The sequence below is a fragment of the Pseudoalteromonas sp. M8 genome (assembly GCF_018141365.1).
Taxonomy (GTDB): domain Bacteria; phylum Pseudomonadota; class Gammaproteobacteria; order Enterobacterales; family Alteromonadaceae; genus Pseudoalteromonas.
Genome location: NZ_CP047239.1, coordinates 833388 through 854867, shown reverse-complemented (window position 1 = coordinate 854867; position 21480 = coordinate 833388). Strand labels below are relative to the sequence as shown.

Annotated in this window: 12 protein-coding genes; 7 read left to right on the top strand and 5 right to left on the bottom strand. The window is 41.3% G+C overall.

The features are described from left to right. The first annotated feature begins 28 nt into the window (after positions 1-28). On the top strand, positions 29-2566 hold the full coding sequence (locus GSF13_RS03410; protein WP_211865167.1) for an N-6 DNA methylase: 2538 nt from the start codon (positions 29-31) through the stop codon (positions 2564-2566). After that, the gene (locus tag GSF13_RS03405; protein WP_211865158.1) at positions 2553-3350 is read left to right on the top strand and encodes a retron system putative HNH endonuclease; all 798 of its coding nucleotides are present in this window, start codon (positions 2553-2555) and stop codon (positions 3348-3350) included. Before GSF13_RS03410 ends, GSF13_RS03405 begins: the two co-directional genes overlap by 14 nt. A gap of 527 nt (positions 3351-3877) precedes the next feature. Here the strand turns inward: GSF13_RS03405 and GSF13_RS03400 are convergent. Further along, positions 3878-7978: a VWD domain-containing protein gene (locus GSF13_RS03400; protein ID WP_211865157.1), complete on the bottom strand. Its 4101-nt coding sequence runs from the start codon at positions 7976-7978 to the stop codon at positions 3878-3880. Positions 7979-8136: 158 nt separating this feature from the next. On the opposite strand from GSF13_RS03400, the gene GSF13_RS03395 reads away from it, so the two are divergent. The 3 genes from GSF13_RS03395 to GSF13_RS03385 all read left to right on the top strand — a co-directional run bounded on the left by GSF13_RS03395 (position 8137) and on the right by GSF13_RS03385 (position 12981). Beyond that, positions 8137-8913 (top strand): complement resistance protein TraT, encoded by a 777-nt coding sequence (locus tag GSF13_RS03395; RefSeq protein ID WP_099031941.1) that lies wholly within the window; start codon positions 8137-8139, stop codon positions 8911-8913. 672 nt (positions 8914-9585) lie between these two features. Next, on the top strand, positions 9586-11697 hold the full coding sequence (locus tag GSF13_RS03390) for a TonB-dependent siderophore receptor (RefSeq protein ID WP_174169538.1): 2112 nt from the start codon (positions 9586-9588) through the stop codon (positions 11695-11697). 117 nt (positions 11698-11814) lie between these two features. Continuing rightward, positions 11815-12981 (top strand): heparan-alpha-glucosaminide N-acetyltransferase domain-containing protein, encoded by a 1167-nt coding sequence (locus GSF13_RS03385; RefSeq protein ID WP_211865155.1) that lies wholly within the window; start codon positions 11815-11817, stop codon positions 12979-12981. Positions 12982-13298: 317 nt separating this feature from the next. Here the strand turns inward: GSF13_RS03385 and GSF13_RS03380 are convergent, their stop codons facing one another. Then, positions 13299-14432 (bottom strand): GGDEF domain-containing protein, encoded by a 1134-nt coding sequence (locus GSF13_RS03380; RefSeq protein WP_211865153.1) that lies wholly within the window; start codon positions 14430-14432, stop codon positions 13299-13301. Between the two features lie 169 nt (positions 14433-14601). On the opposite strand from GSF13_RS03380, the gene GSF13_RS03375 reads away from it, so the two are divergent. Next, entirely contained in the window at positions 14602-15225 is a 624-nt protein-coding gene (locus GSF13_RS03375; protein ID WP_010603755.1) for a TetR/AcrR family transcriptional regulator, read from the top strand. A gap of 39 nt (positions 15226-15264) precedes the next feature. Here the strand turns inward: GSF13_RS03375 and GSF13_RS03370 are convergent, their stop codons facing one another. The 3 genes from GSF13_RS03370 to GSF13_RS03360 all read right to left on the bottom strand — a co-directional run bounded on the left by GSF13_RS03370 (position 15265) and on the right by GSF13_RS03360 (position 20484). Then, on the bottom strand, positions 15265-18294 hold the full coding sequence (locus tag GSF13_RS03370; protein WP_211865151.1) for an efflux RND transporter permease subunit: 3030 nt from the start codon (positions 18292-18294) through the stop codon (positions 15265-15267). 3 nt (positions 18295-18297) lie between these two features. Continuing rightward, on the bottom strand, positions 18298-19383 hold the full coding sequence (locus GSF13_RS03365; protein ID WP_206472528.1) for an efflux RND transporter periplasmic adaptor subunit: 1086 nt from the start codon (positions 19381-19383) through the stop codon (positions 18298-18300). A 378-nt stretch (positions 19384-19761) separates the two neighbouring features. Beyond that, the gene (locus GSF13_RS03360; RefSeq protein ID WP_211865149.1) at positions 19762-20484 is read right to left on the bottom strand and encodes a type 1 glutamine amidotransferase; all 723 of its coding nucleotides are present in this window, start codon (positions 20482-20484) and stop codon (positions 19762-19764) included. Positions 20485-20582: 98 nt separating this feature from the next. Between GSF13_RS03360 and GSF13_RS03355 the strand changes: the two genes are divergently transcribed. Continuing rightward, the gene (locus tag GSF13_RS03355; RefSeq protein ID WP_010603751.1) at positions 20583-21374 is read left to right on the top strand and encodes an AraC family transcriptional regulator; all 792 of its coding nucleotides are present in this window, start codon (positions 20583-20585) and stop codon (positions 21372-21374) included. Positions 21375-21480 lie beyond the last annotated feature (106 nt).

Sequence of the window (21480 nt, the reverse complement as noted above, 5' to 3'; positions counted from 1 at the left end):
CCTTAAACGTTAAGTAATGAGATAAGAAATGACATATTGCGATGAAGACCTGAAATTAGCTAAAGATCAGGCAAGAGAAATATGGAAGATACTTGATTATGTTCGAGGGGCTTCTCCTATATCGAACTATCGTTCATTAGCGTATTCAATTTTCTTCATACGTTATCTCCAATCTAATACCGGTCAGCATTTTGAGGCACCAAGGTTTGATTCTTTTAATGTTATAGCTAGTTACTCCTACGAGTTGATTGAGGATGCAGTTCATTTAGGATTAATTCATCGCGATGTATCTAATTTCCTTTGTGATTACTTAAAAAACACATTTCTTTCATTCGACAACGTTGATGAGTCTTTTGTTCGTCATGCAATCAGAGATAGGTTATTAAATAGAAGCGCTTCCATAGTGTCACTTTCTCTAGCTGAACTCGATTTACTCTTTGCTGAGAATGAAGGGAAATCAGGAAGTGAGTTTTACACTCCCAATGATGTTAACCAGTTGGTCACTGCGCTCGGATTGCGTTATCAACCAAAGTCAGTGTGCGATCCATTTGCAGGGGCTGGAAACACAGCGTTTTCTTTTTTCAATGTAAGTAAAGAAAGAGTTTGTATAGATACTCAAGAAGTCAACAAGGACGCATATTTTCAACTAATAATAAGCCGAGTAATCAGAGGGATAAAAGGTAGAGACTTTTTTGGTGACTCCTTATCGAATCCCATCTATCAGCAAAATGAATACGACCTAATTATTTCCTTTCCACCTTTTGGAATGAAAATCCCCAAATCATCTCGGGAAGATATTTACTATTCAAAGGGTAATGAGTGGCTAGACGTAGCCAGCATTCTGCCTGAAAGTAGAAGTGATTGGTTCGTAACGCTATCAATGCTGTCAGCCCTTACTGAGAAAGGTAAGTTGTTAGTTGGTATGTCTCTGGGAGCCTTAACGAGAACAGGCTCTGAAGCCAAAGTTCGCGAATATTTAGTGTCTCAAGCAGTTATCGAACAGGTCATTTTATTACCTAAAAGCATCCATTACTCGACGTCAATTCCGACAGTGCTTCTTGTTCTCAACTCAGGGTTAGGGAATAAAAACAATAGAAGCGTCAAATTTGTCGATGCTTCGTTGTTTTATGAACCAGCTCGAGGTCGAAATGTTCTCTCCCCGGACAACATAAATGCGATTGTTGAGGCTTGTGACAATGACGGCCGATTTAGCATTAGCTTACTCCCTCGGCAGATAGCAGAAAGACAATTTAACTTAGATCCTTCTCTTTACGTACGAAAAGACCTGAAAGTTAGCGAAGTCACTGTAAGCAACTTTAGGGGATACACAAATTTCAAAGTGCCAATGCACCCTTCTTTGAATGTATTGGTTGGAGAAAATGGTGCCGGTAAAACTTCAATATTAGAAGCTGTAGCGTGCGGGCTTGGTCCTTTTCTCACAGCTATGCCTGATGCAAAGGGAAAGCTGATAAAAAGATCGGATATTCATGTCAGTTCGAACGGGGTTGCGAGTTATGCTCGTATAGCGATTGAGACAACATCAAGCTTGAGTTGGGACCTTGTAGCAAAAGGGGCCGGGACATCAGAGCCTCCGAAGATAGGAACGGCAGCATTAACTGGCTACGCCAGTCAGTTGGTTGATAGCCAATCTGAGTTTCCATTGATCACCTACTATGGAACAAGTCGCGCCCTCACCCCAACAAGTTCTAAAGTAGCAATAAACCCCTTCGAAAAAGATATTCGTGGCGAAGGTTATGACTCTGCTCTAGATGCTAAGGTGAACTATGGCATTATAAAAAACTGGTTCTCGAAAATTGAAGTAGATGAACTTCGAAAGCGTGATGAGCTAAAAGATCACAAGTTTATCCACCCGGCTAAGAGACTTGTCTCTGAGGCTGTTTATCAGATTGTAGAGCGAGTAACGAGCATAGAGTTTGATAAAAACAGCAATGATGTTGTGGTGCATTGGAAAAATGAGAAGGATGAGTGTGTAAAGCTTACCCTAGAGCAACTAAGCGAAGGCTATAGAAATATGGTTGCTTTAACAATCGACTTAGTGCGACGTACCTATTTACTTAATCCTACCAGTAACAACCCATTAGCAGTGAATGGGATTGTTCTAATAGATGAAATTGAGCTTCACCTGCATCCGAGATGGCAGCAGAAAGTTCTAAATGATCTGACAAGTTTGTTTAAAAACATCCAATTTATTGTTACCACACATAGTCCTCAAGTACTTACTACTGTTCATGCTGAATCAATCCGCATTGTTTCTGCCGATGAAAGTGAAGCAAAACTATTAATAGGAACGAGTACTTATGGTTCTGAAAGTACAAGAATGTTGGAAGACGTCTTGGGAGGTAATATTCGACCTCAACACCTTGAAATTGTCCAAAAGTTAAATCGCTATACTGAGCTGGTAGAATCTGATAAGTGGGACACTGAAGAAGCGTTAGAACTAAAAGAAGTGTTATATAGGTGGGGTGGGCAAACAGAAGCGGAGCTTCAAAAATTGGAAACAGATATTCGAATTCGTGAGTTTGAGCGAGACAATGAAAATTATTAATAAAGGAGTCGAGCCCAATCGGCTAGGTGTATTCAGAGCTGCAAACCCTGATGCTTTGTGGGATAAAGATAAAAAAGACAATGAATTGATTGGCGAAACTTTCCGCTGTTGCGGTGCAAGATATCAGGAAACACAGCAACAACTACGGACGGACCAAGGCAATTTATGTGCATATTGTGAACAGGATTTATTGTCAGGAACAAACGGAGCTCTAGATGACTGCCGTATCGAGCATTTTCACCCAAAATCAAAACGCGAGCAGGGAGAGCCTAACTGGGGGTTAGATTGGGCTAACTTACTAGTTGTTTGCTGTGGAGGAAATCAGAGTAAAGTTGTTGCTCCTGAAAAGAGATTTGATACTGATCCTGAAAACTATTCTTGTGATGTACTTAAAGGTGACAAAATTCTAGATGCGATTATCTTCAATCCACTCAATTTACCTGACGCCAATATTTGGAAATTTTACCGCTCAACAGGTTTGATTGATGTAAATGAAACTGTTTGTGAGGCTCAAGGTCTTGACGTCAAAATGGCACGCCGAACAATCAAGGAACTAAATCTAAACTCTCCACGGATAATGCGAGCTCGAAAAGCTGTTCTCGATAACCTCAATAACCTAATTACAGAGAAGTTGAGGAGTGGACAAACAATAGAGCTGGCCCGTAGATCCATAGCTGCATCAGTACTTAGAAAAAATAAAGCTGGTGATTGGCCCTCTTTTTTTAGTGTGACACGCTTTTACTTAGGGCAGCAAGCTGAAGGCAGTTTAGTTCAACCACTTTAAATAACATTGATCTGTTTAGTTTTAACCAAGCCTGATCTTTATTGAACAATCAAAGTGCTATCCTTATGGAGAAAAAAGTGATGATTTTGGCGCTTTCCTAAGTTAACTGATTGAATCGCTGTTTAAAGGCATTTTATTAAATAAGAGTCAGCCCGGGTATAACTTCTTACTCAAAACTTGCACCAATCCTCGGCATATCGACAAAGTGACCGTCGACAACAGGGAAGTATTTACAGCATGTCACGACTGGAGATATGCGAAAAAAGCATTATTTCGGCGTTAATTTTCTAATGTGAATAGGTTTTTATAAATCGCAATAGGGTAAATAGTCTAAACAATTTCGGGGCAAATGCGAGTTAGTACCAAACGTCCGCTTTTTGACACACATACAACAGCCAAGTTTAATTTAGCCCTGTTATTCTGGTTTATTAATGTCTGGTGGTTTGGCTGTGGTCTCTAATTAAGTCAACTATGGCTAGGTTTTATGGCCCACTCATCAAATTGTGCATGAGTGGGCCTGCTTTATTTTAGTTTGTTGAGCGATCACTTACGATAGGTGATGGTGGGTTTTTGGGCTTATTACTCTGGTGTAGCATAAAGTAATATTGTTGGCGTTCATTGGATTGATTATTGATATCAATACGTGCAACTCCTGCTATTACGTCTAAACCATCGGCACTCTTCACCAAGGGGTAGTCGTTTGGACCGAGAGAGAGTAGGGATACTCTGTTGAATACCAAAGTTTCTACATTCTGAACTGTTTGATGTTGGTTATCTTCACCGACATCAAAATAATGGTTGCCGCCGTATACATCTTTTCCAATGTTACGCATAAATGCCCCCATACTGATAAGGAAGTTGTTTTCAACTTCAATGCCTTTTAGCCCATAGAACAGCTCGTGCTCACCGACAAATACAATTCTTCCCCCCTGTGCAGCAAATTGTTTTAAGCGACTGACTTCATCCGGAGAATATGAGTTAAGTGGAGTCCAGAGTACGATAAGTTTTATTTGTGGGTCATCAAGATCCCAATCTTCTAGAGACTGATATGTAATAACTTCAAAGCCTAAATCTTCCCAAGTACTGTACAGGTAATTAATAGATTGGCATGACCAACTGCAGCGAGAATCATGAGATCGATCTAGGACTATTTTAGAACCTTGGGCACGGAGGCTGTTTCCTGAAAAACTGGCTAGGTTTTTCGCAAATTGCGTGTTATCAGCTTTGTAAATCCGCTCATCATCTAGAATATTGACATCATTGAATACGATTAAATCTCCACCAGCTGCAGGTGCGACGTTACTGTCAAACGTAAAACCAATAATTGAATTTGCTCGGCTCCCCTGACTATCTGTCGCATAGAGTATAATGCTGTTTTCACCTTGAACAAAAGACTCCGCTGGTTGAGTGAGTGCGAAACTGCCACTATTAAGCGCAAAGCTAATGTCTCTTTTAGCTTCTCCATTTATAGAAATAAATAATTTGGCGATACTTGATTGAACTGTTTCAATCTTGCCTTCTATTAAGATGTTACTACTCAAAATTGCGCCAGGTGTTGGAGACAATATTGTGATTTGTGGTGGAACTTTTAATGTTAACTCAGATGTTGGCTCCGAAATTGCGCGATAAGCGCTTAAATCGCTTTCGTTTCCTGTTAAAGCAACATCTATGATACATGCTTCAAGCCTGCTTTTTATGCTTACATACTTTTGGCACAATTCTTTAACCCGTTGATATTCCGCACTACCAATTTGTGCCTCTAACCTCGCTTGAGTTAACAATGTTCGTGGAAAGTTAAGGTCAACGAAGCTTTCAGGGGTCTCATCATTGAAGTAGTCGAACAAAGAGGATTCGGATGTTACACGCCAACTATTGCCGTAAATATCATAAAGTTGATTGAAGTTACCTTTGTCTTCAATTTGATTGCCGTTAGCATCCGTTAAGTCATTGTCGACGTTGCCATCAAAGTATCCAAGTAACCCATTAACGCTGCCTGCACGAGAGTTTGGTAAAAGCACTTCTGTCTCGACAAATTCACCCCGCCGATACACTTTTAGTAATGAGGTGTCTGGCCAAGTTATTTCGTAATGACGATTATTTTGTTTAAAGATACTTGCTTGATTAGAAAGCTCACTAGCACCGTTATTCAATGTTTGTAATTGACCATCAATAAGCACGGCAAGGCCTTCATCATTGGGGTAAAAGGTGACTCTTGTTCCTGCGACATTTGCGGCGACAGCGGCATTGAAAGACACGTGTTGATTGCCAGGGACTGCGACATAACGGCCCTGAATCTCAAAAGTGTCGATATTGGACTTGGCTAAGATATACTCACCAACGCCATTAAATCCATAGTTTAAGCCGTCAAACGTACGTAAGTTTGGGTCTCCTGTGACACGAGCCTGCTTGCGCGGGTTGCCTAGGTTGTCGTCAATTGGGTTGCTACCATCTACGGGCTCACCACTGAGCAGAATTAATTGAACTGGTTGGTTGGTGTCCTCGGTAACAGTGATTGTAATGCGCTCTGGTTGAAAACCCGATTTAGAAGCGATCACATGATAATCACCAACTGCGAGTGGTGGAGAACTAAAGGCGCCACTGGTATCGGATGATAATTGTTGAGAAAGGCCAGTGCTTACGCTTGTTAGTGACACATCAGCGTCTGATATGGGGCTACCGTCAACGTCGGAGATAGCACCTGTAAGCGTATTGAATTGAGTCTCAAATGGGCATACTTCAGAGCCCCAAATTGGTTGCTCCAAATCATAAAGAGGAATCTTTTTCTTCTTAGCTTTACTTGTCAGCCCAAGAATATCGCCTACAAAGCCGTAATCTAGGTTGGCATTAACTCCTAATCCTACTGAGAGTTCAAGTTTACAATTTGGCTCATGATTTGCGCTTTTGTAGTTTGCTTTAGCAGCATATTTTGCATATGGGCCCATTGCTAACCCTGCTCCAGGGCCATCTAACTCTATCTTATTCCCAAATGGTAATGGTACAGACAACTCGTAAGCAGAAAGCATAAACTGTAGCTCTGCTTTTACTTTTGCTGATGTTTCACCTGATAGTTCGTATTCAGGTCCAATTTGAGATATGACAGGCACAAAGCTGTGAACTGGGCTCAGTTTTTCGTTTTGATATTTGAATCCGGTTCTATAGTTTCCTGATGCACTAATACCCATCTTTAAATTTGCTTTACCAGCAACAATAACATTAGCGCCAAGTTGTGGGTGTAATTTGACGTTTAAAAATAAAGGAATAGGCCCCACGAATAGCTTAACATTTTTGTTAATAATGGGATTGAATACCTTGCTTTTGTTCAGGCCTCCTTTGTAACTGTAGTTCGCTTTTAGATAAGTATTAGTGAGGTAATCTGCTTGAGCAATTGTAGAAAAGTGAGTTACCTCACCACGAATAATTGAAAACTCTATTCCTATCTGGGCGCTTGAGTTCATCTTTAGTTCTACAACAGACGTGACTTCAGGGCTTAGTTTTTGTTGCAGTGTTCTTGAGAACGTTAAGATAGGAACATCTACACTCGACTGTACCGTATTATTAGCAGTTGAAATCGACTGATTAAGTGTCGCTGCTTGGTTCGTGATAACAAGGTCTAGTTTAACGTCTGCATCTGGAAAAGCTTTGTGTAATGGTGCTTGCGAGGTAGTTAAAATATTACCATTAATATCAAGAACCTCACGCATAAACCCGGTGTCGCCATCAGTGGTGACACCGACTATAATATCACCGACTTGTATGTCGCTTAACGCACCTGCGGTGAGTGTGAGCCTACCCATCTCTGGGGTAATTTCTACTCCCGATTGGCCATCAACGATAAAGGTTGTGTAACCGTCAACGGCTCTTGTTGCCGGCTTCAATTCGCTGCTCGGGTCTAATGTAGCGATGACTTCAGCATCTTCAAGCGGTTGCTCATCATGGTCACCTGTGTAGTCAACAAAATCTATTGCTTCAGCAACTTCTACATTGGCGCTTGCAGAGGTAGAGTAGCCTGATTTATCTGAGACTGTGACCGTAAACTCAAGGTTATCTCCAGTGTAGTCTTCAGGGATTTTTAGTGAAGCAAAATCAGGTTTATCGTTATCAATGTTAAGCTCTATATCTGTTGATTCTTCCCATACAATGCTGTCAATTTCAACGGCACTCGATATATCTGCTTTTAATTGTGCCCACGACCCTTTCGCGATGCTCTGAGGTACTTGCAATTGAATCGTTATGTTGTTCAGGTTGTTTACGGTGACAACTACCTGATCAGTAGCACTTCCTCCTTCATCATCAATAACTGTTAATTCGAAGCTTAACTCCTCGTTTTCTGTGACATCTGGAGCCACAAATGAGGAAATTGCGTTGCTTTGGTCCGATAGCAAAACTGGGGGGCCTGAAAGTTGCTGCCACTGGTAGCTTTTAATCACCCCATCGTTATCTGTGCCACTACCGTGTAATGTGACGGTTGCCTTTTCATCGACCGTTTGATTTTCTCCTGCTTGAGCAATCGGTAAGCTGTTCGTTGGTTTATTTATATCGTTATCTGAGTCCCCACCACATGCGACTAAAGCGCCTGTTAACAACGTAATTAGGGTTGTGCGTAGAGGAATGTATTTATGCAGATCCATAACCATCCTTATGTATTTGAGCGAGAGCAAGTTGCTTTGGAAAAAATAAGAATGCGTGAAAAAAACAGCATGAGACAGGGTCGAAATTTCCACCTTGTTCAGTATCGGTTCATTGAATAAATTAACTAGGTGTTAATAAAATCAAAAGGGTTATGGACATGGAACACGGCACTATATCACAACAATCTACAGGAAAATCTATATCAGGCGTTTGGAATTTGCCTTTACTGCTTTGTTTGCTCTTTCTGTTAGTGCAGCTGGCTGGGTGTAATGCGATGCACACTGCGGTGAAAAAGCGAGATTTAAGAGTTGAAACTAAAATGAGCGACTCTATATTTCTAGATCCAGTCAGTCAGGACAAGCGCACAGTGTTTTTGCAACTCAGAAACACATCGGATAAGCAGGATTTAGTCATCGCTAACGAGATACAAACTGCATTATTGTCAAAAGGCTACAAGGTTGTTAATGACCCAGATGCAGCGCACTTTTGGATCCAAGCGAATATTCTCAAAGCTGGCAGAACAACCGCTGATGAAAATCGAGGAATTTTAGCCCAAGGCTATGGTGGGGCTGTAGCGGGTGCTATTGTTGGTGTTCAGTTTGGTAGTGGTCGAGGACAAGCTGCTGCAGGCTTGCTTGGCGCAGCTGCGGGCTTTGTTGCTGATGCAATGGTGGAAGACGTTTATTTTAATATTGTTACTGACTTACAGGTTTCTGAGCGCGCGAAATCGGGTGTCGAAGTACAAGAAGGTAATAGAGCTAAACTAAAGCAAGGTAACTCAGGCTATAAATCGGTGACTTCAAACGAGGTGACCGACCGTAAAAAGTATCAAACACGGATCGTTTCTACAGCGAATAAAGTAAATCTAGAATTTGTTGAGGCTCGGCCTAAGCTAGTTCAAGGTTTAGTAAATTCTATTTCGGGTCTGTTGTAGCAAGGTGTGCGGTAATAATGGAAATATAGTATTAGCATGGATGTGAGGCGCCAATACTATATTTCCAGCTATTTTTAACTGTTATCGGTCACTTTTTACAAATACTGCAACCAAGGTGATGGATCAACGTGTTTTTAGTGGCTAATTCATTTTGTAGGCCAATACAATACCCCAATCAAAGTGGTCAACGCTTAAATATTCCCCATGATTTGTGCCTAATAATAATTTGGCTAGTGTGTAACGTAAAAGTAGCGCGTACAAATGCAGAAAACAAAGGTGTGCTGGGAACCGAGCCTATTCTCTTGGTGCACGGGTTACGTTTTTGCGTAGCCTTTCTAGCATAGCTAAGCTTAAATTCATTGCAGCGAATGTGATGAGAATAAAGTGAAGTGATGGTGGGCACTTCGTCACATTAAATACCGACCTTGCTTTCGGTATCACTGAGCTAAAGTGTCACCATGCCACCGTTTTACCGTAAATATTCCCGCCTTGTAACAGCACAAACAGCATGAGGAAAATACTACCAAGTGTCAGTGCTGCGCGCTCAAGCAATTGAGAGCTTTCGACCAAATACACAAAAAAAGCGTCAATTGACAATTTATTAAATAACAATAATACGCGGAGGTATGTTATATTGTATCAAAATCTAAATTCCAGAAAATAGAGATACCAGTGAACAAAAAATTACTACTCTCCCTCATTTTGGTGGCTAATGGCACCACTGCGCAAGAATCAGCTTCAAATCGTAGCCCAAACGGGGAGATAGAGCATATAGAGATTAAACAGTTTCGGCAGCCCTATCGTGGTAATGTACCTTTAGTTCAAACGCCTCAAGCAGTCGATACCATTAGCTCAGAACTGCTTGAAAGCGAAAGTATTACTCGCTTTATGGAAGCGTTAGAACTCACACCGAGTGTTGTTAGGCAAAATAACTCTGGAGGCATGTTTGATAGCTTTGCTATCCGTGGTTTCTCGGGTGATGAAAATAATCCATCAGGTTATCTTGTCAATGGTTTTAATTCTCGAGGCTACAACGGCAATAGAAGTACAGCCAATATCGAAAGCATTGAAGTCATGAAAGGTCCAGGCTCTGCGTTATATGGGCAAGGGGAGCCCGGTGGCACTATCAATATCATTACCAAAAAGCCTCAGTTCGAAGAGCAAGGTTATATTCAAGCAACGTTTGGTAATTACAGTAAAAAACAGTTTGAATTTGATTACACAAACTCAGCTACCAAAGAAACTGCTTATCGACTAAATGGCGCATATGAAGATTCAGACACACATAGGAACCATGTTTCAATCAATAGCTTGCACTTATCGCCGTCGGTACTGTGGAATATTTCTGATGACACGAGTCTGAGCTATGAAATGGAAGTACTCAATCAGAAAAAGCCGTTGGATAGAGGTGTGTATATTCTAAATAATAACTTTGATGACGTTAACACGGACGCTTTTTATGGTGATATTCGTGATGGTGCGCACCAAGTTGAAGCCTTAGGTCATCAGTTAGTGTTAAATCATAAGGTAAGCGATGATTGGCACATACTCACCGGGTTTGCTTATCGAGATTCTTCATTTGAAGGTGTATCTTCAGATACCGAATTATCAGATGGTCGACAGCTGATATACACAGACGCGAGCCTACTTTCTCGTCAAAGACGTGCTCGAGACTACCAGGCTTTGGATGTTTCTGCGCGTATTGAACTCAGTGGTGAAATTGAATTAGGTAGTGTAAAGCACAACATTCTAGTGGGCGTTGATCACTATAACTTTGACATTGATACTGATTATAAAGTATGGCGTACGGCATGGGGGTCGGGCGATACCACCTATAGCATTAACCCAAATAATCCAGACTACACGCAAACACAACCAGAACCTGTTCTAAAGACGTTGACCGAAGAAAACCAAAAAGGTCTCGGTATTTATGCTCAAAACTTGATCGAACTGACCGAGAAATCGAAAGTATTAGTGGGTGTCCGTGTTGATAAATTTGAGCAAGACATTCTTAACCTTCGTAGTGATGAAGCGCAAAGCCAAGAGCAAACCGAGTTTACACCACGCTTGGGTTTTATTTATAACGCGAATGACAAAGTTAATCTGTACACAAGTTACGCAGAAGGGTTTAGGCCAAATCCAGGTTTAGATTCTAATCGTAATGCGTTTGAACCAGAGGAAACTAAATCATTTGAGATTGGCGCTAAATGGCAAGGTGTTGCGGATCGTTTCTCGGGTAGCATTGCACTTTTTGATGCGCAAAAAACCAATATGCTTACCGCTGAACCTGACACGGGCTTATCGGCAACCTTGGGCGAAGTAGAAAGCCAAGGTATTGAATTTCAATTAACGACTGAGTTAACCGACGATACTGTGCTCGCGCTTGCTTATGCTTATACCGACGCAAAAACCGCAAATGATGTGATTAATGCAGACTGGGGCGTGCCTATTCCCAAAGGCTCACGTTTGATTAATGTTGCAGACCATATTGGTCATGTTTCACTGAAGCATTACACCACACTTTTAGGAAAAGAATCCTATCTTGGGGCAACCGTGAATTATGTGGGTGATCGTCTGGGCGAAACAACAGACGCAAACTTCATTTTGCCATCCTATACGCTAGTTAATTTATCGGCATCGGTTGAATTAAATGACAAGGTAAGTGTGAAACTGGACATCAACAACCTGTTTGATAAGACCTATTTTGAAAACTCCTATCACAAACTATGGACCATGCCGGGATCACCTACAACATACAGCGCAAGTGTGAAGTATCAGTTTTGATCCCTAATACGAGCGTAAAGTCTTAGCATATTTTAAGTCTTCTGCTTGTCGAGAGAGTAACAGTCTGAGTCATTTTACTTGGACTGTTTTTTCGTTTTTAACACGAGAAAGAGTGTAATGAATAATCTTCAAAACAGTAAAACACGGTTGTCTTCTATCGATATACTGCGTGGCATCGTGATGTTATTTATGTTGGTTGACCATGTGAGAGAGCGGTTTTTCTTGCATGTACCAGTTCTTGATCCAATGGACATTCATACCACGAGTCCAGAGTTGTATTTTACCCGTTTAAGTGCCCATTTTTGTGCGCCTATTTTTGTCTTTTTGACAGGTTTATCGGCTTGGTTGTATGAAAACCCCGCAAACGGTGCGAAGCGGTCGGCCCAGTCATTTCTTTTAAAGCGTGGCCTATTTTTAATTTTACTTGAAATGACACTGGTTAATTTTTCTTGGTTTGGCGCGTATCAAACACTGTACTTGCAAGTTATTTGGGCAATTGGCGTCAGTATGGTGGTATTGGCACTGATGGTCGCTTTACCCCGCAGGGTGATTGCAATATTGGGTGTAAGTATTGTTGCTGGTCATAATTTATTGTCGCCCATCGAGTTTGCACCGAACGAAATAGGTTATACCGTTTGGACTATTCTGCATGACCGAGGTTATTTAGTCGCAGATGCTGTTGTTAACGTAAAAGCGTCTTATCCGGTTTTACCTTGGATTGGCGTTATCTTGTGCGGCTATGCGGTAGGGCCTTTATTTTCAGGCTCAGTGTCATCGCAAGCACGTAAAACCATTTTATTGCAAAGCGGAGCTGCGCTATTAGTCGGGTTACTGGTTTTAAGAGGATTAAATCTATACGGAGAAACACTTGATTGGTCTCAACAGGCAACAACACTTCTCACCACAATGGACTTTTTTAACTTTACTAAATATCCGCCGTCTCTCGATTTTATTTTACTTACCTTGGGAGTTGGTGCATTCGTATTAGCGTTTTTAGAGACTAATGCGCTCAGAGTATTAGAGCCGGTTCGAGTATTAGGGTCAGCGCCAATGTTTTTCTACATTACGCACCTATACGCGCTACTTGTTCTTAGTATATTGGCACAATGGCTATTTGGTACGAATCAGCACTATGGTAGCAGTCAAACTGCATATTTTGGCTTTTATCATGTTTGGCAGATATGGCTATTCGCAATGTTTTTAAGCGCGCTTTTATACCCATTATGTAAATGGTTTGCAGGCTATAAACGAAAAACATCAGCGAGATGGGTAAAGTATTTTTAAATATTTAAATGCTGTTTAAGTTGTTGTTTTTCATATAAGCGAATGGAAGACACCCACCCATCATAATATAGATGCGAATTGTGGTTGGGGTTGGGGGTCATTGACTTGTTCTATCACGCATTTAGAGTGGATTGAGGTGCTTAGACCCGATGTTAGTATCAAACATAATGAGGGGGCATCAAGGTAAAAAGGCAGTTTAGCAGCGAAACGAAGAGGAGCGGCTTGGAACGGAAACTTAAGGACGGAGTTACTTTTTGATTAATCTATGGGCAAATTGGAGTCGTATCCAGACCTTAGACCTGATGATTTAGTTAGCTCTACTTGTACAATACAGTGTTGTTGCGTCCGCTATTCTTGGCTTCATAAAGCGCTGTGTCTGCCTGCTGAATCATTTTCTCAGCTGAACATTCTTTTGTTTGATTGGTTTGTTGGCTAGCATGCCAAGCGGATATTCCAAGGCTTATAGTCCATTTTACAGGCTCTTCCGCGTCACTTTTTACTTCGATATTTTCGACGTGTAGTCTGATCCGCTCAGCAAGATTTTTTGCGTCTTCAATTTTGGTGTTGGGCAGAATAATTGCAAATTCTTCCCCGCCGAGTCTCGCGACTAAATCAATTTGCCGGGAGAGAGTAACGCAGGTATCTGCAAGGCAACAGATAACGCGGTCACCAGTCGGGTGGCCATAGGTATCGTTGATACGCTTAAAATGATCAATGTCTAATAAAATGAGGGCACAATTGCTCCCTGAACGGGCATTTCGGTTAACCTCTGTTTTAAGCACAATGTCGAAATGCCTGCGGTTTGCTACGCCGGTTAAAGGATCGGTTTTTGAGCCTTTTTCTAAAGCAAGCTCTAGACAAAAACGACGATAATAACTCCACGAAAATATCAGCATGACAAACAACGCCGCTAGGCTGTACTGAAATGCTATTTGAAAATACGTGTCGTGCAATACGTCACTCGTTGACTGTGCAAGCTTGAAGTAAATAACAAACAAAAAAGCCAAAACTAAAAAAGTGATTTGAATATAAACAGACACGCTAATCAGGATAAAAAATATAAGAAATGGAAAAACCGCTACCGTAGTTACTGTATGCAGAGCTTCCTCCCCCAATATCTCAGCTGCTTTTACTGCATGAAAAGCGAGAGCGGCTGTTGTTAAGGTAATGATTATTGTGGTTATTTTAAAGCTTTTAGTTTTATAAACTGAAATTGCAGGTATGATGAGTAAAAACAGGTACAGTCTGAGGTGGAATAGCTCATCTTCTACTGTTGGTTGATTCTTATAGTCGAACAACCCTTCAATAAATCCTAGCGGAATTAATAACAGTAATATCGCTACAGTGTAAATTCGGTGGTCAAGAAATTTTTTCTGTAGATATACCGCGTTTGATTCAAGCTTGATCATGTCAAATACGGCAGCTAAAGATGATTTATTGCTATTTGCCATTGCTGAAGTCCCTGTTGCTACCTTTGGGTTCTGATGCGAAAATTGTTGGAAACAAATTTTGTACTCTGTTAAGAAGGTTTAATTTAAGACTTTAGTCAAAAGTGTAGACCAAACGTTTAGCGGGTGTCATTGAAATTTTTTACGAATAATTTTATTAAAATGGATAGGTATGAAGACCACCAAAGTTGCCAAACCTTCGCGCGGACGTCCTGCCGGAGATCATGATGAAAAACGCTATGAATTGTTGAATATTGCGATTGATTTGCTCGCCAATGAAGGTTATGCAGGTTTATCAATGCGTAATCTTGCCAATAAAGCCAAGGTAACTACCGGTGCGATTACCTATTATTTTGCTAATAAAAGTGAGTTAATGAAGGGAATATCTGATGAATTATTTAGACGGTTTACACTATTACTGGCAAGGAATACTGACTTTGATGTAGAGCGGGCGATAGAAGAATGGGTTAGCTGGACTTATAATGACGACGGCAACCTTTGGAAAGCATTTTTACAAATCCAGTCTTATGCTGCTGAGGATGAATCCTTTGTTAATTACGCGCAAAAGCGTTATGACGTTTTCATTTCACAACTACAGCTTTTCATAGAAAATGGTCAAAAAACTCAGCAAATCAGAAATGACATTCCTGCTGACATACTAGCTGAACAGCTCAGTGCTATGGGAGATGGCCTGATGATAATGCGATCCATATATCCCAACAGGCTGTCTGCAGACAAAATAACTCAGTTTAAAAAAGGTATAATCACTTTGCTTAGACCTGCAATGACCGTGTGATGCATGCCACACGGTCAACACTACGTTCCGAATATTGTGCTAAGGGTTTTTCGCTTTAAAAATCAGCGCATATAAAATTGGCAACACTATCATTGTTAGCGCGGTTGCAAATATCAAACCGGCAATAATGGTTACTGCCATAGAGACAAAAAATGCATCAAAAATAAGCGGGATCATGCCTAAAGCTGTGGTAAGCGCTGCCATAGCAACAGGGCGTAGCCTGCTTACACCGGAATTTAATATCGAGTCTATCAGAGGTTTTCCCTCGCTTTGCTCTAAGTTAATTTCCTCGACCAACACTATGGCATTTTTTATAAGCATGCCAATCAGACTTAAAAAGCCTAACAATGCCATAAAGCCAAAAGGCTGATTGGTTGCCAACATGCCAGCTGTCACACCTATTAAAGCAAGCGGAACACATAACCAGATAACTAAGGTTTGTTTTAACGAGTTAAAGATGACTATCGTTATTAAGATCATCGCTAATATAAACACAGGAATACTCGATGCCAGCCCCTGCTCTGCTTTGCTGGCGTCTTCATATTCACCACCCCATTCCAGGGTATAACCAGAAGGCAATGGGATAGCTTCTACTTTCGGTTTTAACATGGCAAACAGCTCGGATGCTGTGCCTGTTATCGGATCAGCGAAAATAGTGATGGTTCTCTCACGGTTTCTTCTGAGAATTAAGCCATCTTCAAGCTTGGTTTCAAAGCCCAGCAGAACCTGCCTTAGCGGGATCATTTTTTGCGCATTAGGGCTCCAGATTTGTAGATTGTCTATGTTAGTGATGTCTGAGCGCTCTATTGCTTCAGCCCTGACAATAATTGGCAGCAGTAAATTGTTTTCTCTGTATACGCCGGTTGTAACGCCTTCAAAAGCTTCTTTGATGGCTTCGGCTACCATTGCCCGGTTAATGCCGTTGGCATTTGCCTGCTCTTCAGCAAGCACTGCTTCAATGTACAACTGCTTGTTTCGCCAATCAGTTCTGACTCCTTTGGCGTTACTTTCTTTAGAGAACACCTCAAATACTTTATCGGATGTTTCTCTTAAAACGTCAGTATTAGGCCCGCTGATCCTTGCTTGGATTTTGCCAATTGTGCCAGTGCCAAGTTCAAAAGGTGAGGCATAAACTAGCGCATTCGGGAATTGCTGTAATAGATCTGTTTCAATTTTAGGAATTAACGTTTTAATTGTGTTGTAATCGTTAACATCGACTAAAAATTGAGCATAGCTGCTATTGGGCTGCTGTGGCTGATATGTCAGCAGAAATCTCAGCGCACCTTCGCCAACGGTTGTCGTCACGTGCTCAATATTGGCTAATTGCGATAAGTATTTTTCAACTGATTGAGCATTTTTCTGTGTGTCTTCTATGTGTGTTCCCTGTGGCAACCAGAGATCAACCATAAATTGAGCGCGCGTTGAACTGGGGAAAAAGTTCTGCTGAACAAACGAAAAGCCCCACAAAGACAGCACAAAAACGCCGATCACAGATGCAGAGCTTAAATACCTGCGCCTGATACAATATGCTAAGAAGTTTCGGTATTTGGTGTAAAACGTGCCTTGGTATGGGTTTGCTGGGTCGTTGATTTCTGGCGCTTTTAAAAACATCACGCATAGCAGCGGGGTGACGGTAACAGCGATTACCCAACTTAACAACAAAGATACCATTACCACCTGGAATAATGAGCGACAATACTCACCTGTCGCATCATTAGAAGTACCTATGGCAGCAAAAGCCAATATTGCAATTAAAGTAGCACCTAATAGCGGCAAAGCCGATTGATTCACCACTTTCGGGGAGGCACTTTTAGCACTTTCTCCTTTTTGCATTCTTATCAACACGCCATCGACAATTACAATAGCATTATCAACCAACATACCGAGCGCAATGATTAAAGCTCCAAGAGAAATACGCTCTAACGCTACGCCCATAGGAGCAAGGAAGATGAATGAACCCGCGATAGTTAGAATTAATACAAAGCCGATGAGTAGGCCGCTTCGTAGTCCCATAAAGAACAGTAAAACCACGATAACAATGACCACAGCCTCCGCCAGGCTTGACGTAAAGCCTGAGATGGCTTCTTTAACGCCCTCTGATTGTAGCGAAACGTAGCCAAACTCAATCCCTGCTGGTCGCTCAACTTCTAACGCCGACAACTTAGCTAAAACAGCTTCCCCCATCTCTACAACATTGCCGCCAGAAACGGTCGAAATGCCTAAACCGATACCGGCTTTGCCATCATAGTAAATAAGCTGCGAACTTGGCGATTCATAACCTCTGCTTACCTGAGCAATGTCGCCCAGGTAAAACTGTTTCGTCTCATGGGTAATCAGGAGTTTCTCAAAATCACTAACCTGCGTAAAAGCACCTGTTGTGGAAATAGCAAGGTTAGCGCTGCCGACATGCGCTTTACCTGCATCAACCACCAGACCTTTGCTGCTTAATTGCGCCGTGATTACATCGGGCGACATACCTAACTGCGCCATACGGGCGCGATTAAACTCAATATATATCGCTTCCCGTTTCTCACCGAAAGTGGTTATTTTTCCCACATTATCAACAAGCAATAGTTGCTGCTGGAGGTTGTCAACGTAGGTTTTTAGTTCTTTAAAGCTGTAACCATCACCAGTAACAACCATAAAAATACTGTAAACGTCACCATAATCATCCATCACTAACGAAGGACCCGCACCTGGCGGTAAATACGGTTTCACGTCATCTATTTTCTGCCTTAATTTGTTCCAGACTTGCGGCAAGGTTTCCTTGTTATAGTTCTCTTTAATAGTTACCGTTATCGTTGATAAACCCCGTTCAGATTTTGAAGTTACCTTGTCTAATTCACCCAACTGCTGCACTGCTTTTTCAAGTAACTCTGTTACTTCCTGCTCGACCTCCAAGGCTGAAGCACCGCTGTAGGGCGTGATGATTAATGCATCTTTTATGGTGAATTCAGGATCTTCCAAGCGACTCATACCATTAAAAATGTACAGGCCAGAAATGAGCATAACTACGGTTAAAACCAGCGTCACAACTCTGTTATTTATAGCTACGGCTGCAATACTCATGATTTAATCCTTCATAGGGTAAACAGGGTAGCCGTCATATAAGCTATGCACGCCGGATACTGCTATTACATCGCCAGACTTTAACCCAGAAACAACGTGAGCTGTTTTATCTGTGATATTGCCAACTGTAATGGGTTGTTTGGTCACTTTCCCTTGTATCTGATCATAAAGCCAAACAAAGGCAGAGTTATCGCTATTACCTACAACGGCATCCAGTGGAATTAAGAGTGTATTTTTCTGCTCATTAAGCTCGGTATAAATAGCATGGCCGGTCATACCTGAGCTAACAGATACATTGTCTGGTACGCTAAAGGCAACTCTGACTTTATAAGTTCTAGTGACGGTATCTGCCTGCCCAGAAAATTCGGTAATAGTGCCTTCAAACCGTTCATCGGGAAATGCACTCAGTGAAACAACTAATTGATTTTCAAGATTAATATCAGCGGCAGATTTGACTCTTTCCCCTTGCGCCCAAATGGATTCAGGCACACTTACTACCATTTCATACCCAGCTTCACTATTGATTTGCATGATCGGTTGCTTGGCATGCACAGTAGCAAAGGGCTCAATATCCCTTGTCACTATGCGCCCGGAAAATGGTGCTATTAACTTAGTTTCCATTAACGCCTTATCTGCTTGATTAAAAGCCGATAATGCGACGTCAAGGTTCCTTTTAGCCTGTTGCAGCGTCTGAGCAGTAACAGCATTTGCTTTTAGCGCTTTTTTATACCTTTGATAATCTGCATTAACAACGGAAAGATCTGACTTAGCACTGTCTAGCTGTGCTTTATAGTCACGATCGTCCAATTCCGCTAATACCGTACCTTTTTTGACAAAGTCTCCTTCTTTGATATGTAAATCAATCACTTTTCCCGGAACTTCAAATGCCAAAATAGTCTCTTTGACAGAAGACACACTGCCTGGATAGCGGTAAGTTGAGCTTGTTGCGGTTTGCTCCACAGCAAACAGTTTAACTGGCCTAGACACTTGCTTTTGGACATCAGGTTGGGCTTGTTCACATCCAACAAGCAATACAACGGATCCGAAAAGGAGAAAGATTACCTTTAACAGGTTTGGAAAATTTTTCATCGGGTTCCCCCAGTAAAGTTGTTCTAACATCGAACACAGGCTTCAGCCTGAACCTAAACAGCCAGTGCTCGTCAATGGAGCAATTCTAATACAGTTTTTGTATTTAACAAAACACTTGTTATGTAAATTTGGGAATTTTCGAATCAGTCGCCGTTATACGCAAGTTCTAACTTTAGATACAACAGACTATCTCTTTATATTTAAGTGGATTTTTATGAAACTAACCTCAAGCTTTCTACAGCCAGAGTGCATTGATTTGACATTGATAAATTAGACATTTCCCGTCCATCCCAGGCGTCTGCATTTACTTTTAACAGAAAAAGATGTTCTAATTCCGCTCTTGGCTATCTGATTCAAATCTCAGGTTAAATAGTATAATTAACACTCGGACTGTGATTTATAAAAGCTCTCTAACTTATCTAAAAAACCATACAGTTTTTGGTTCATTTCGTCATAGTTATGGTTCAGTAAAATCTCTGGCTCATCTACAAATCGATACTGTAAAGCGTCACTGAGGTCGTCATTTTCAATCAGTAATGCGACGATATCTTTAGTAAATTCCATATGGCACTGAAAGCCGTACACCAAGTCGCGATAGGCGACAATTTGCCTTGGGCACCCCGCGCTATATGCAATCACTTGTGATCCATTGGTGAGCCCCGGCATATCATTATGCCAATGACCGACATCCAAAACTTTTCCAAAATGACTAAATAGTGGATGTGTCATCCCAGCTTCCGTCAAGGTTATCGGGTATTTTCCTATTTCACGTTCAGGGCTAGGTTCAAATGTTGCACCTAACGCTTCACCAATGAGTTGCGACCCTAGGCATATACCAAGCACAACTTTTCCGGCGGTAATCGAGTTCAAGATGACTTCTTGCTCACCTTTTGTATCGAAGTGTGGGCATTGCTCAATAGTTGTCGACGGATTTTGAGGTCCTCCCATTACAATCAAAAAATCTAGGTTTTTGGCATTTTTTGGGAGCGGTTCTCCTTGATAAACTCGCGAGTAGGTAATGGTATGGCCGCGTTTATTTGCCCACGATTCATAGGCGCCGGGCGCTTCGAAATGTTCATGAACGATAAAGTGAATATGCATCTTTGTGCCTTTTAATTAACGATAGGCTGTAGATGGTATATTAAATTTGGATGGCGTAATTTATACTAACAGACGTTTAATGTTGATAAGTCGCCAAGATGCAAGCTAATGACCTCATCAAAGGTTCTCCTAATAAACAAATCATAACCAAAACGACGAATATGGCTTCTGGTTATATTGATGACTTTCACTCACATTTGTGGCATCAAATTGTGTTTCCTTTGCAGGGGCTGCTGCAATCAAGTATCGGCGATAAAAGCGGGATTGTTCCTCACAATGGCATGCTCTACATACCCGCAAATACAGTGCATAAATCCATAGCGATTACAAATACACAGTTTTTGGCGATTTACCTTAATCCCGACAAATATGTTCAGTATGGAGACAAACCAAAATCCTGTCTGGTAACGCCATTTATTAAAGCATTAATACTGCTTCTATTTGAAAACGAGACGCTCACTCAAGCAGAGTCCAATATCACACATTTGCTAACGGTATTGCGAGATCAGATCGAGATCGCAAACCGTTATGAAATACCTTTGCTCATACCTACCGATAAACGTCTTTTATCCATTTTCTTACAGCTTAAAGAGCAACCGGATTTACCATTTACGTTAAAGGAATGGGCAACAAAAGTGGGCGCTTCTGAGCGCACTTTGTCGCGATTGTGCTCAAGAGAGTTTTCCCAATCATTTTCACGGTGGAGACAAAATGTGAGGTTAGTTTTATCTTTGCAATTGTTAGAGTCGCAAAAGAGCATACAGGAAATTGCTATCGAGTTGGGGTACGCTTCTGACTCTGCGTTTGTGCAAGCGTTTAAGAAATTATTCAATCAAACACCGAGAAAATACCGAATTGCCAACTTACAGCACAACGTAAATTTATTTTGAGCAACTTCTGCTGCTTTTAGGTTACCTGCGCTAGAGACGAAAGTATCTTATCGCGAATGCTTTTAAGTTCTTCCCGCTTTATGTAGTCTAGGTGGGATTTGATTAT

What these genes read in the sequence shown, in the direction of transcription:
- GSF13_RS03410 (WP_211865167.1), top strand. Translation starts at nt 29, where the DNA reads ATGACATATTGCGATGAAGACCTGAAATTAGCTAAAGATCAGGCAAGA.
- GSF13_RS03405 (WP_211865158.1), top strand. Translation starts at nt 2,553, where the DNA reads ATGAAAATTATTAATAAAGGAGTCGAGCCCAATCGGCTAGGTGTATTC.
- GSF13_RS03400 (WP_211865157.1), bottom strand. Translation starts at nt 7,978, where the DNA reads ATGGATCTGCATAAATACATTCCTCTACGCACAACCCTAATTACGTTG.
- GSF13_RS03395 (WP_099031941.1), top strand. Translation starts at nt 8,137, where the DNA reads ATGGAACACGGCACTATATCACAACAATCTACAGGAAAATCTATATCA.
- GSF13_RS03385 (WP_211865155.1), top strand. Translation starts at nt 11,815, where the DNA reads ATGAATAATCTTCAAAACAGTAAAACACGGTTGTCTTCTATCGATATA.
- GSF13_RS03380 (WP_211865153.1), bottom strand. Translation starts at nt 14,432, where the DNA reads ATGGCAAATAGCAATAAATCATCTTTAGCTGCCGTATTTGACATGATC.
- GSF13_RS03375 (WP_010603755.1), top strand. Translation starts at nt 14,602, where the DNA reads ATGAAGACCACCAAAGTTGCCAAACCTTCGCGCGGACGTCCTGCCGGA.
- GSF13_RS03370 (WP_211865151.1), bottom strand. Translation starts at nt 18,294, where the DNA reads ATGAGTATTGCAGCCGTAGCTATAAATAACAGAGTTGTGACGCTGGTT.
- GSF13_RS03365 (WP_206472528.1), bottom strand. Translation starts at nt 19,383, where the DNA reads ATGAAAAATTTTCCAAACCTGTTAAAGGTAATCTTTCTCCTTTTCGGA.
- GSF13_RS03360 (WP_211865149.1), bottom strand. Translation starts at nt 20,484, where the DNA reads ATGCATATTCACTTTATCGTTCATGAACATTTCGAAGCGCCCGGCGCC.
- GSF13_RS03355 (WP_010603751.1), top strand. Translation starts at nt 20,583, where the DNA reads ATGCAAGCTAATGACCTCATCAAAGGTTCTCCTAATAAACAAATCATA.